The following is a 12,377-nucleotide window of genomic DNA, read 5'->3' as shown; positions in this document are numbered from 1 at the left end:
TACGCCTCCTCGGCTGATGGCTTTCACCCACGGTGAGCTGACGAAAGATTATGCAAGCAGCGGCTGACCTGCCCCGGGCGGCAGCACGGGCGATAGCTACGAAAACGCCCTGGCTGGAACGATCAGCGGGCTTTACAAGGCCGAGCTGACACCTTCAATCATGGACGAACCGCGAGGCCGTTGAGATGGCGACCCTGACGTGGATGCGTTGTACGCCACCAGCGTCTGTTCAGCTCAATCGGATATGCTCTTGCGAACGCTAATAACAGACAGATCAGGCGATAGCGGCCTGACTTAACGAAACGGCCTATAAAGGCCGGGGCGATTCGCTGGTAGCGATGTTGCGGGCAAGTGATGGACACAAAAAAGCGCCCCGAAGGGCGCTTAGAGTACAACTGCTTCCAACGGTGCTTGGAAGCTGCCGGCGGCGGATATCGTTCAGATATTAAGCGGTTAGTCAGCTTTGGTTTCTTTCTTAATTTCCGTGTTGTTCTGATCTTGGCGAATATCATTAACCTTCAACTCGTTTGCTTTTTTTTCGGCGGATTCGGTTCCGTGAATTCGCTTTTGATCTGCTCGGAATTTTTCATTAAATTTCATTGAACGGTCGTATCCATCTCCTGCATAAGACGATGCGGAGCCGAAAATTACCAAACCAACAACAATAGCTTTCAACAGATTCATAGGGCAGTCCTCGCTAAATTCAAAGGTGGCTTGCTGAGCTTTCTCGGTGAGCTCTACAGGTTCGAATGAATTTTGCCTGACTGAAGCTAACAGCAGCATGAGCCAAGCATTACATTATTGAAATGTAATGCTTCCATTGTGGAGTGACATGAGCGCCTTGCTTCGTCATTGCAGCAACAAGGCGCACCAATCTGCAAGGGGCTTGAGCCTACGACAAAATTGATTGGAAGATTACATTTTTGTCATCTTCAGATCATGGCACCGCATAATCCATATCATTAGCGAGCAACGTCGTTTATCGTTTGAGAGAGATCGACCTGTTGTCGGCGAGTTAAAGACGATAACGCACGAACTCGCTCGAGGGTGGTCGCATTTTCTGTCAGTGTGGCTTGGAGGGCCAGATGGTATAGGCGCTAGTATTTTTATTATCTCTTATGGGCGGTCGTTTGGCTCCCCTATTTTTCTTACGCTAGTTTTTAAGGAGCGGTAAAAATATGGCTCACGAACATAACCATAACACCGAAGCCATGGGTGATAAGCGTTTAATCGCAGCTATTGGCGTTAATACTGCACTAACTCTGGCACAAGTTGTTGGCGGGATACTTTCTGGGAGCTTATCGCTCATAGCGGATGCACTACACAACTTGAGCGATGCTGCATCACTGGTTATTGCGCTCATCGCACGTAAGATCGGCCGCAAACCGCCAGATGCTTTTAAAACCTTTGGCTACCGACGCAGTGAAACCATAGCGGCTTTGATTAACTTGGTCACGCTGATTATCGTTGGTCTCTACCTCATCTACGAAGCTATAGGTCGGTTTTTTTCCCCACAGCCCATTGAAGGATGGACAGTGGTCGTGGTGGCGGGAATAGCCTTGATTGTAGATATCGCTACGGCCTTGCTCACCTACACAATGTCTAAGAATAGCATGAATATAAAGGCGGCATTCTTGCACAACGTGTCGGATGCGTTGGCCTCCGTCGGCGTTATTATTGCCGGAACATTGATCCTCCTGTATGGCTGGTATTGGACAGATACTGTCCTGACGCTGATGATTGCTGGTTACGTGCTATGGCAGGGCTTTAGCATGCTACCTAAAACCATTCACTTGTTGATGGAGGGCGCGCCAGAAGGAGTTTCCATCGCCGACATAATCAATATCATGGAACATGTAAACGACGTTGTGAGTGTTCACCACGTACACGTATGGGAAATCGCTGAGCATACAATCGCACTGGAAGCACATGTTGTCATCAAGAAGGCTAGCCTGCCCGATATTGAACGAGTAAAGACTGATTTAAAACGAGTACTTCATGAGCAATTCAAAGTCAGCCACTCGACACTTGAAATGGAGCTAGACGGCAGTGTTTGTATCGACACCAGGCAGGCCGACAGTCATCGCAGCGAAGCATAAGCCTGCTTTGCGCTCAACGCTGTTGCTAGGTAGTTAGCTCGATATCAACGGAGTGAACTTGCGACATCACTCGTTGGCGCTATGTCTTCGACCAGAGACATGCTAGCGGCATGTGGCCAAAGCAGCTCGTCACGAGGAGATCAGGCTAGGTCGTGGCACCTTCGGCAGGCTGCCGCGACGAGCAAGCCCCGCCAGTCGCTACCGCCGCGGACGCTCAGAGCCAGCGGCGGACTCGTGCACGGTAGCGGGCAAATGATTCGCCGAACAATGTTTCCAGCGCCCACTCTTCGGCTGGGATCTGGAAACGGTTCATGTACAGCACGAAAGCAACTACGCCAAGCAGGGTTAGAGGCGAGGCCAAGACCAGCGCCCAAGCCGCCAGGATAATGGCAAAGCCTAAGTACATGGGGTTGCGGCTGTACCGGTAGATGCCAGCCTCCACTAATGCAGAAGCCTGCTGCGGCTGCAATGGATTAACCGTAGTACGCGCGCGGCGAAACGACAGGACGCCGGCGAGGCACACGCCGAGCCCCAGGAGCAGTATTGGCAAAGCGAAGGTCAGGCGCGCGGTCCATGCCAGTTCGAAACCCGGCAATTTGGTTCCCGACAAACCCATCAGCACAGCGATCAGGCCGGCCACGAGCAGCGGTGGCACGCGGTTTTCCAGCGCGCTCATAGTGTCATTCTCGTGCCTTGGCCACTTCGCTGTTCACCAACTGGCGCAGCGGCTCCGGGCCAAACTCGCTGAGCGCACGACCATTGACAAAAAAAGTCGGCGTGCCACGAACCCCAACGGCTTTAACGTCCTGCATGTCCGTTTCCAGCACGGCGTTGACGCCAGGCGTATGCATGTCCTGGCGGGCCTGTTCCAAGTTCAAACCGACGCGCTCTGCAGCAGCCCATGCCTGCGTTACCTTGGGGTCGTCGTGCCAACCGGGTTGGGCTTCCAGCACAGCCCCCAACACTTGTTCATGGAGATTTTGCTTACGCGCCGCCTCCAGCATTCGCGCCACCTCTTCGGAGCCTTGATGGAACAGTACATAGCGCAGCACCAAACGCACGTCTTCCGGGTTCTCGGCGAGGATCTGCTTCACATAGGGGTGGAAGGCGCGGCATGCCTCGCAGGAAGGGTCAAAGAATTCGACGATGGTCACTGGCGCTTGCGCCGGGCCGAACACTGGTGAGTGGAAGCGAACCAACTGGCCGCCGTTCTGTTTGGGTTGTGTCGCGGTCTCTTGGGCTGTCGAACCGGGAGCCTGGGCCTGTTGAGGCGATTGCGAGGGGGAATAGAAGAATGCGGCGGCAGCAAAGACGGCCAGGATCACGACACTGACGATCAGGACCACGGAACGGCGATTCATGGGGTGGTTCTCCGACGGATGATTATGAGCAGGATGGCGATAAGGATAAAAGCGAACAAGGCGAGTGCCGGCAGGGGCACCACGCCGAAGAGGGTCATTCCGGCGCCTGAGCAGGATGGACCAGTGGCCGTGCAGGGCTGGATCGGCTGTGGAATCAGCCCTGCATAGAGCAGCGTGTGAACAAATGCCAGTGCCGCACCGATAGCGGTCAGCGGCAGGGCATAGTGCCAGACGGTGAAATCCGAGCGGTAGCAGGCGATGGCCAGGATCACCGCCAGCGGAAACATGAAGGCACGCTGGAACCAGCACAACACGCAGGGTGCCTGGCCCATCACCTCACCAATGAACAGCGCGGACAGGGTCGATACCAGTGCGACCAGCCAGGTTAGCAGCAGCAGGTTCCAGGGCATGCCTGAAGGTTGAGGATTCATTGCGGTTAACTCCTGGCGATGGCGAGCACTTGCCTCAGACCCGCCATCCAGTTATTTCGAAACATCATGCATCCTCTTATCGGCAGGACTTGTTAGGACCGTTGCGGACTTCGCCCAACGGCAAAGCGAAAAGCAACCAGCCTCAACGCTGGGTTAAATCCGATGCCAGTGGGAGAATGTCGCCCTTGCGCAACAAGGGAAGATATCAGATGTCGCGGGACTGGCTGGAAGAACACCAGATAGCATTTTATTTCGCGGCGGTGGTGGCCGCTGCCATTGCAGGCCTGAGCTCTGCGCAATTCACCGGACTGACGGCCATGGCCATCACACCGGCGATTGCCGTGCTGATGTATGCCATGTTTCTGCAGATTCCTTTTTTGGAGCTGCGAGAAGCTTTTGCCAACCGCCGCTTCGTCGGTGCCTTGTTGCTGGCCAACTTCCTATTGGTGCCATTGATGGTGTGGCTGGTGACGTGGCCGCTCTCATCGAACAAGGCCTTGTTGGTCGGCGCGCTGCTTGTCCTGCTGACGCCTTGTATCGATTACGTGGTGGTCTTCACCCACCTGGGCAAAGGGGACTCTCGTCTGGTGCTCGCGGCGACGCCATTGCTGCTGTTGCTCCAGCTTCTGCTGCTGCCCCTCTACTTGCGGCTAATCCTTGGCCCCGAAGCCGGCACAGTGATCGAGCTGTGGCCCTTCGCAGAAGCCTTCCTGTTACTGATCGTCCTACCCTTGGTAGCGGCTGTGCTCACCGAATTTGGCGGACGCCGATCTCTGCTGCTTCGCGCATGGAGCGCAGGTTGGGCCTGGCTGCCAGTGCCTGCAATGGCCCTGGTTCTAATCGTGGTGGTGGGTTCGCAGATCGCGGCTGTCGTGTACCAACTCGACATCCTGGCGCCGTTGCTTCCGGTATACGGAGCGTTTCTACTACTCGCTCCGGCCCTCGGCGTACTCAGCTCCCGGCTATTTGGCTTGGAGGCTTCTGCCGCACGGGCAGTGGCCTTTAGCTCAGGCACTCGCAACTCGCTTGTAGTGCTTCCCCTGGCCCTAGCGCTCCCGGAGTCCATTCGCGCGCTGGCCGCGGCGGCTGTGATTACTCAGACACTCGTAGAACTGATTGGTGAATTGATCTACTTACGGGCGATTCCAGCCATGGTCAGAAACAGTTGAGCCTCGTCGAAATCGGCGAGAGCGCTCATGCCTCGTGCTGTGGAGCAAGATTGATCAGCGGCGCAATGATGAGCTGAGCGGAGCGCGCCCAAGAAACCAGTGCCTCAAGATCCATCTGTAGAGATTGGGCTTCTGTCCAGATACAAGCACTCTCGGCAGGCACCGTAAGAGCGATGCCCTCAACTATCGTCAGAGCCATCGCATGCAATCTCAGTAGCTCGTCGCGAATGGAGGTGATTCCACCCAGTTCCACCAAGCAGACGTCCAAGCGATCAACCAGCCGGAGCAGTTGAGAGGTGTCGAAGCTGTCGCGCAGGTTTTCCAACGCCACGGCGTCCACTTCGCCGTACGGTGTAAGGCGGAAGGATGCGGGAGGAATGTTGATCATGGCGTTTTCTCGGTATCTAGCTGGCTAGGTCTGATCACCCGCAGCGAGCCGGCAGCTTGTTGGAACACCGAGTCCTTGATCCAGGGCTCCGGTGGCCGGTTTAGCTTGAGGTTGAATTCGCCGAAGCGCTTGAGGTTGCTGGTCAGGTAGAGTGGTTGGGCCCCCTTCAGCATACATAGCGGAACTGGTGTAGACGACTAGCCCTGAGCTAGGCCTTGGGCTTTCAAGCAGCTCCAATGATCGGCACTGAAGTGCTAGGGAGCGGATTACTTCTAAAATTCTGGCTAACACGCTCACACTTAAAAACGCTTCTGGATATGCTGGAAAAAGGCAAGCCAAGCAGGCGAAAAATTGACACTAACTACTTTCAATACAATGGTTATTTCTTGGGATATAACTCTTCTAAAGATAATGCCGGTAAATACGGATTTGAAGAAAGCCCTGCTGAAATCAAGCAAAAAGTGAAAGAGCTTTTACTAATCTAGCTCGGTCGAACAAACTAGGTCTATTGCTCGTTGAGTGATCGTCTCTGAGCATTTTAACTGCTGCCGTTGCTGGCAGCCATGAGTCAAAAATTGCACTCAACGACAGGCAGCTTTTGGCCGACAGGTGCCTGTCGTCACCGGCTGCAATCGGCCGAGGCTGTGTAAAAACGTTTTCGAGCGCGACAGGTACTCAAAACCGGACTGGAAATCGCGCATCTGGGCGAAATCCACATCTGCTGAGGTGCCGAAAAATTTCAGATTTCACGTAGACGCGCGCACTTCAATTTTGACGAAGCGTTTTTACACACTCTGGGCCAAAAGCAGGCATTAGATGTGACCACGGCACTCGAGGTGATTCAAAACTGCTCTAGACGTTCGTCTTCAGCTGATAGCCATATGGACAGCACACACCACCCAAGGTACGGTTCATTTGCCATGGTAATACGCCATTATCAAGCGATGCCTAGAGGGATTTAGAGTGCACGTTAAAGCCATCAAGCTGATCAACTTCAAAAAATTTCGCGACGAACTTCTAGAATTCAACGACGACGTCAATATTTTCGTCGGCGACAACAATGCTGGTAAAAGCACAATCTTGGAAGCGTTAGAAATTGTGCTCAATTACAATCATCGTGGACGGCCCTTCAACGGCGAGTTCTCCCCTGATCTTTTCAATCAGGATGCCGTCACGCGGTTTCTCGCCTCTGACTTGAGCTCCAAGCACCTGCCCAGCCTTATCATCGAAGCCTACATTGACGGTGTGCCTGAGTACCGAGGCTCGAACAACAGCCTCAAGGCTGACGCCCAGGGCGTCTTGGTACAAGCCTGTTTCGACCCGTCGCTGGAGGCCGTATACGAGAGCCACCTGCTGACCAAGCCGAACATCACCAGCATTCCGATCGAATTCTATAAGGTGGAATGGCTCGATTTCGGTTGGAATCCGATAAAACCGATCGCTAAGAAGTTTAAGGCGCTGTACATCGACCCCACACGTATCCACCCAACCATGGGGAAGAACCAGTACATTTCGAGCATTCTCAACACCGCATTGGCGAAGGAAGAGCTCGTCAAGCTGACCCTCAATTATCGTGAAAACCTGCAGGTGTTTAACAACTCCGGGGAGGTCAGGACGGTCAATGCCAGCCTTGATGCGGGTCACCTTATCACCGATAGCAAGCTCACCATTGCAGCAAGTACGTTACCTGCGGGCTCCATCCAGACCGGCCTACAGCTTGAGGTCGATGATGTGCCTTTTCACCTCATCGGCAAGGGTGAACAGAGCAATGTGCAGATTAAACTGGCCATTCAGAACAAATCCCACGACATCGATCTGGTGATGATGGAAGAGCCCGAAAATCATCTATCTCACACCAATCTGAACAAGCTTGTGCACTACATCGAAACCCAGCGAGGAGACAAGCAGCTGTTCCTGACCACCCACAGCTCGTATGTGTTGAACAAGCTGAGTATCGACAAAATTTGCCTTGTGCAGTCAGGGTACAAAAGGCTGCACACGCTAGACGCTAAAGTGGTGAAGACCCTCAAGCGTCTTCCTGGCTACGACACCTTGCGGGTGGCACTGTCGGGCAAGGTCATCCTGGTCGAGGGGCCGTCGGACGAACTGGTGCTCAAGAAAATCTACCAACGAAAACACAACCGACTGCCTGAGCAGGACGGGATAGATATCATCGTGGTACGCGGTGTAGGTTTCAAGACGTTCATCGAAGTCGGTAAAGAGATCGGCACCAAGATCCATGTGCTCAGGGATAATGACGGCGACTATAACGGTAACGTTGTACAAGGACGTCTGGAATACGCTGCGTTTCCTAACATCAAGCTGTACTCGTCGATGAACGACGCCGAATTTTCGCTTGAGCCAGCGATGATTTATGCCAACGCAGTTGACATTAAAACCCTTGACGCTTTCGCAAAGGAAGTCTTGTCGACGGAAACCTTCAATATCTACAACGCAGAGGTCTCTCTGGAGGATCGAAGGGAAAATTTGATCCGTTGGTTCAAGAGCGTAAAGGGCAACGGTAAAGGCGCTCGCAAGGTCGACTCTGCGGTCAAACTGTTCGATGGCGCACTGGACTTCAAGTACCCAGCCTTTCTAGACGAGGTGCTCGATTTTGCCTAACGAACTCTGGGTCGCAGGCGCCGGATCAGGGAAAACGCACAAGATCATTACTGAAGCCATTGAGACCATCAAGGCTGGTGGACGTGTGCTTGTAGTCACCTATACAACCAATAATCAGGCAGAGTTGCGCTCTCGTTTTGTTGAGTTGTACGGTGCTAGCAGTGAGCACTTCGTCGTCAAGGGGCTGTTCTCTTTTTACCTGGAAGATATGGTGCGTCCCTATCAGAGCGAGGTATTTCCAGATCGGATCACGACTATCTCGTTCACTGAGAACAACCCTCACTTAATATCAGGTACAACCTACTACATTGAAGGCAGAGCTGAAAAATCGGAAGATGGCACGATCAATCCACTGCATTACCTGACGCCCTGCAAAACAAAGGCGTACTCCGGGTTTTTGGCAAAGCTTGCGACCCTCATTGCGAAACTATCCAAAAATGCCCCTGCCAAGCGGTTGAAGGAGATTTATCAAAGGGTCTATTTTGATGAAGTGCAGGATTTGGTCGGTTGGGACTACGACGTGATCAAATCACTCAACAAGGTCATGGTCGACTCGATCTGTTGTGTGGGCGACTTTCGACAGACAATCTACACAACGACGTTCGGCCATAAGGCTCCGCAGACGCCTCAACAGAAGGTCGATTACTTCGTCGGGAAAATGAAGTTCGAAAAGCATTCGATGCCGAAGAATCGCAGGTGCATACAAGAAATCTGCGACCTCTCCGACACGATCCACCTGGGGCTGTATGACAAGACGGTAACAGGTGTCGAGAAAGTGCCAGACGAAATATCGCATCACCATGGCACCTTCATAGTGAAACAATCTCAGGTGAGCGATTACTTGGCAGCGTTTCAGCCTCAAGTACTGCGCTGGTCGTCCACCACCGGCACTGGATACCTACCGGGTAACCTTATCTGTTATACGTTCGGTTCCTGCAAAGGCTTAGGCTTTGATCGAGTGCTTGTGATCCCGTCAGATAAACATCTGAAGTTCATTGGCGGAAATGCCAAAGTGTTCGACAAGGATAAGACGGAGGAGTCGCGAAACAAGCTATACGTCGCGATTACCCGCGCGCGCTATAGCCTGGCCTTCCTCGTCGAGGATAAGAAGGTGAAAGGGCTCCCTTACCCCATATGGGATGGCTCTGGCGCGCTCAATGCAGTGATCGAAAAGTGAGGCGGAGAGGCTGACGACTCATGTTGAGTGACGAGAAGCCGCCTCTCCCCGCGGACATTTCAGGAGCAATACCATGACGATGGCCCATGAGCGCACCCGTAGCGTTGTTCAAACACGGGACTTCCTACAGGAGCTGGCTAGGGACACGAGCCTTCCTGAAAACGTACGGTACCAAGCAAATAATCTACTTCGGCATTACCCGACAGCAGAAGCCGTCTGGTTGGCTGGTCGAGTGGAAGAGCGATCCAAGCAAGAGCTTTCCCTATTGGCCGACAAGCATGGACCTCTACATCCGGTGTTAGTCAGCTGGCTGTTAAATGATCCGATGTTTTCGGATCACGGAGCCAGCTGAGCCGGGGCGCAACACTGGCAAGAGGATCCCCCTCGTCAGGTGTTCAAGGGGCAGATGCTGGCTGTGGCCTTGATGTCCATCATGCCGTTTAAATAGGCCCCGTTTATCTCTGAGCGGCCCGAAGGGAGCCGTGCACTGGGCGTGATTGACATACCGCCGTGCCGTAACAGCTTCCCTCGTATCTATAATTGGTGGCTCAGCTAGGAGCCATCATGAGTTTGTTGCCGATTGAATCTGTTTTGCCCGCTTTAAGAGATGCCTTGTCTGCACGTAATGAAGTTGTACTTGAGGCAGCGCCGGGGGCAGGCAAAACAACGCGAGTACCAATAGCGCTGCTGGAAGAGCCTTGGCTGGCCGACCAGACTATTGTCATGCTCGAACCACGTCGACTAGCTGCCAGAGCCGCAGCTGAGCGACTGGCGAGCGAGCTGGGAGAAAGCGTTGGGCAAACAGTCGGCTATCGAATTCGCTTGGAGAGTAAGGTCGGACCACAGACTCGAATTGAAGTAGTGACTGAAGGCATTCTTACTCGTCGGCTTCAAGACGATCCTGCCCTAGATGGCGTTGGGCTGCTCATATTTGATGAGTATCATCTGCGTAGTCTCGATGCCGATCTGGCGTTGGCCTTGTGTCTCAACGGCCGTGAGTTGTTGCGCGACGAACCGCCGCTGAAGGTGCTGCTGATGTCCGCCACGCTGGAAGGCGAGCGCCTGTCGCGCCTGCTGGACGAGGCGCCTGTGGTACGCAGCGAAGGTCGCATGTATCCGGTGGAGCAGCGTTGGGGGCGGCCGAGTCAGATCGGCGAGGCGCTCGAACCCCGGGTGGTACAGACCATGCTCCAGGCCCTGGCCGATGAACCTGGCAGCCTGCTGGTGTTCCTCCCCGGCCAGGCGGAGATTCGCCGCGTCGCCGAGCAGTTGGCCGAGCGCCTCGCTGGCCGGTCAGAGATCCTGCTCTGCCCGCTCCACGGTGAACTGGACCTCGCTGCCCAGCGCGCGGCCATCGAGCCGGCACCGGCGGGCAAGCGCAAGGTGGTGCTGGCCACCAACATCGCCGAGACCAGCCTGACCATCGATGGCGTGCGCGTGGTGGTGGACGCGGGCCTGGAGCGTGTACCGCGCTTCGACCCGGCCAGTGGCATGACTCGCCTGGACACCCAGCGTATTTCCCGCTCCTCCGCGACCCAGCGTGCCGGCCGTGCCGGCCGTCTGCAGCCGGGTGCCTGCTACCGGCTCTGGTCTGAGGCCCAGCATGAGCAACTGGCCGCCCACGGGAGCGCGGAAATCCTCCAGGCCGACCTTGCCGGACTGGCGTTGCAACTGGCGCGCTGGGGGATTGGTGATCCCAATGAACTGGCCTGGCTCGATCCGCCGCCCACGGCTGCCTACGCCCAGGGCCGTGACCTGCTGCAACGCCTCGGCGCACTGGCCGACGATGGCAACTTGACCCGCCATGGCCAGGCCATGGCCGAACTGCCCGCCCATCCGCGCATTGCCCACCTGCTGTTACGTGGCCACGCCCTGGGACTCGGCGGCCTGGCCTGTGACCTCGCCGCCCTACTGGGCGAGCGCGACATCCTGCGTGGTGGCGGTGCCGACCTGCACAGCCGCCTCGCCTTGCTGGCCGGTAACGACAAGGCAGCGCGTGGCGCTCGTGGCGGCGTGCAGCGTGCTCGCCAGCTGGCGCGGCAGTTCCGTTCCTACCTGCGTGGCCCGGCCAGCGAGCCGGTGGCCGATCCGGATCACCCGCGCTGGCTCGGCTGCCTGCTGGCGTTCGCCTACCCGGACCGCATTGCCCAGCAACGTCGTGCCGGAGGGGCCGATTATCGGCTGGCCAATGGCCGTGCAGCCACCTTTGGCGAGCCGGATGCGCTGATGAAGGAGCCCTGGTTGGTGATCGCCGATCTCGGTAGCCGCCAGGGCCAGCGTGAAGAGCGCATCTATCTCGCGGCCGACCTTGATCCCGCACTGTTCGACGGCCCTCTGGCCGAACAGGTAAGGTGCCAGGACCTGCTCGACTGGGAAGAGCGCGAAGGTGTGCTGCGCGCCGAACGTCAGGTGAAAGTGGGTGAGTTGGTGCTGGCCCGCGAAGCCCTTGCCGAACTGGATGACGAGGCCCGCTCGCGTGCGCTGCTCGGTCTGGTGCGACGCAAGGGGCTGGAGCTGCTGCCGTGGAGTGCGGAGCTGCGCCAGTGGCAGGCGCGGGTGGCGCTGCTGCGCCGACTGGACCTGGCCGACACGGGCAGCAGCGAATGGCCAGACCTCTCCGACGCGGCGCTTCTGGCCAGCCTGGAGGAGTGGCTGCAGCCCTGGCTGGGCAAGGTCAGCCGCCTCAGCCATTTCGCCAACCTCGACCTCGCCGGCATCCTCCATGGCCTGCTGCCCTGGCCGCTGCCGCAACGCCTCGACGAGCTGGCGCCGCGTACGCTGGAAGTGCCCTCCGGCTCGCGCATCCGCCTCGACTACAGCGACGAGATGCCGGTTCTCGCGGTGCGCCTCCAAGAGCTGTTCGGCCTCGCCGACACTCCGCGCATCGCCGGTGGCCGTCAGGGCGTCAAGCTGCACCTGCTGTCCCCGGCCCAGCGCCCGGTGCAGGTCACCCAGGACCTGGCGAGTTTCTGGCGCAATACCTACGCGGAAGTGAAGAAAGATTTACGAGGTAGGTACCCTAAGCATTACTGGCCTGAGGACCCGCTTGTGGCCCAGGCTACAGCTAGAGCTAAGCCGCGAAAATCGTAGGCTGTTGCTCAATGCGGGCGTGTGAACCGGAACCCAGTGT

At 56.1% G+C, this 12,377-nt stretch carries 13 protein-coding genes and 1 pseudogene; 8 read left to right on the top strand and 6 right to left on the bottom strand.

What is annotated here, in order from left to right; genetic code table 11:
• Positions 1-79: 79 nt before the first annotated feature.
• Positions 80-285 (top strand): annotated as a pseudogene (locus tag H610_RS25125) (IS3 family transposase); the annotation flags it as partial.
• 168 nt (positions 286-453) lie between these two features.
• Here H610_RS25125 and H610_RS25600 read toward each other — a convergent pair.
• A complete protein-coding gene (locus H610_RS25600) occupies positions 454-684 on the bottom strand; it encodes a hypothetical protein (RefSeq protein ID WP_031311380.1) in 231 nt (76 codons plus the stop codon).
• A gap of 494 nt (positions 685-1,178) precedes the next feature.
• On the opposite strand from H610_RS25600, the gene H610_RS0117635 reads away from it, so the two are divergent.
• The gene (locus H610_RS0117635) at positions 1,179-2,099 is read left to right on the top strand and encodes a cation diffusion facilitator family transporter (RefSeq protein WP_003292671.1); all 921 of its coding nucleotides are present in this window, start codon (positions 1,179-1,181) and stop codon (positions 2,097-2,099) included.
• A gap of 214 nt (positions 2,100-2,313) precedes the next feature.
• Here H610_RS0117635 and H610_RS0117630 read toward each other — a convergent pair whose 3' ends face one another.
• Genes H610_RS0117630 through H610_RS0117620 form a run of 3 tightly spaced genes read right to left on the bottom strand, consistent with a single transcriptional unit; the run spans position 2,314 to position 3,891 of the window.
• The gene (locus tag H610_RS0117630; protein WP_003292672.1) at positions 2,314-2,775 is read right to left on the bottom strand and encodes a methyltransferase family protein; all 462 of its coding nucleotides are present in this window, start codon (positions 2,773-2,775) and stop codon (positions 2,314-2,316) included.
• A gap of 4 nt (positions 2,776-2,779) precedes the next feature.
• The gene (locus tag H610_RS0117625) at positions 2,780-3,460 is read right to left on the bottom strand and encodes a DsbA family protein (protein WP_008569955.1); all 681 of its coding nucleotides are present in this window, start codon (positions 3,458-3,460) and stop codon (positions 2,780-2,782) included.
• Positions 3,457-3,891, bottom strand: a complete 435-nt coding sequence (locus H610_RS0117620; protein ID WP_003292674.1) for a disulfide bond formation protein B — start codon at positions 3,889-3,891, stop codon at positions 3,457-3,459. The genes H610_RS0117625 and H610_RS0117620 overlap by 4 nt, the downstream gene beginning before the upstream one ends.
• 209 nt (positions 3,892-4,100) lie before the next feature.
• Here H610_RS0117620 and H610_RS0117615 point away from each other — a divergent pair, with 209 nt between their 5' ends.
• Positions 4,101-5,060 (top strand): arsenic resistance protein, encoded by a 960-nt coding sequence (locus H610_RS0117615; protein ID WP_003292675.1) that lies wholly within the window; start codon positions 4,101-4,103, stop codon positions 5,058-5,060.
• A gap of 25 nt (positions 5,061-5,085) precedes the next feature.
• Here the strand turns inward: H610_RS0117615 and tnpC are convergent, their stop codons facing one another.
• Complete coding sequence (tnpC, locus tag H610_RS0117610; protein ID WP_003292676.1) at positions 5,086-5,448, bottom strand: Tn3 family transposase post-transcriptional regulator TnpC; 363 nt, start codon at positions 5,446-5,448, stop codon at positions 5,086-5,088.
• Positions 5,445-5,621 (bottom strand): hypothetical protein, encoded by a 177-nt coding sequence (locus H610_RS25725; protein WP_003292677.1) that lies wholly within the window; start codon positions 5,619-5,621, stop codon positions 5,445-5,447. Before H610_RS25725 ends, tnpC begins: the two co-directional genes overlap by 4 nt.
• A gap of 63 nt (positions 5,622-5,684) precedes the next feature.
• Between H610_RS25725 and H610_RS25595 the strand changes: the two genes are divergently transcribed.
• From H610_RS25595 to hrpB, 5 genes are all read left to right on the top strand, one after another.
• Entirely contained in the window at positions 5,685-5,933 is a 249-nt protein-coding gene (locus H610_RS25595; protein WP_101153433.1) for a hypothetical protein, read from the top strand.
• 478 nt (positions 5,934-6,411) lie between these two features.
• Positions 6,412-8,070, top strand: coding sequence for an ATP-dependent nuclease (locus H610_RS0117605; RefSeq protein ID WP_015275579.1), 1,659 nt, complete (start codon positions 6,412-6,414; stop codon positions 8,068-8,070).
• A complete protein-coding gene (locus tag H610_RS0117600) occupies positions 8,063-9,247 on the top strand; it encodes a UvrD-helicase domain-containing protein (RefSeq protein WP_003292679.1) in 1,185 nt (394 codons plus the stop codon). The genes H610_RS0117605 and H610_RS0117600 overlap by 8 nt, the downstream gene beginning before the upstream one ends.
• Positions 9,248-9,320: 73 nt before the next feature.
• The gene (locus H610_RS25120; RefSeq protein ID WP_015275580.1) at positions 9,321-9,599 is read left to right on the top strand and encodes a BPSL0761 family protein; all 279 of its coding nucleotides are present in this window, start codon (positions 9,321-9,323) and stop codon (positions 9,597-9,599) included.
• A 212-nt stretch (positions 9,600-9,811) separates the two neighbouring features.
• Entirely contained in the window at positions 9,812-12,337 is a 2,526-nt protein-coding gene (gene hrpB / locus H610_RS0117595) for an ATP-dependent helicase HrpB (protein ID WP_003292681.1), read from the top strand.
• Positions 12,338-12,377: the final 40 nt, after the last annotated feature.

The organism is Stutzerimonas azotifigens DSM 17556 (assembly GCF_000425625.1).
Classification (GTDB): domain Bacteria; phylum Pseudomonadota; class Gammaproteobacteria; order Pseudomonadales; family Pseudomonadaceae; genus Stutzerimonas; species Stutzerimonas azotifigens.
Note: the sequence above shows the minus strand (reverse complement) of the source record. Positions and strands in the feature narration are given on the sequence as shown.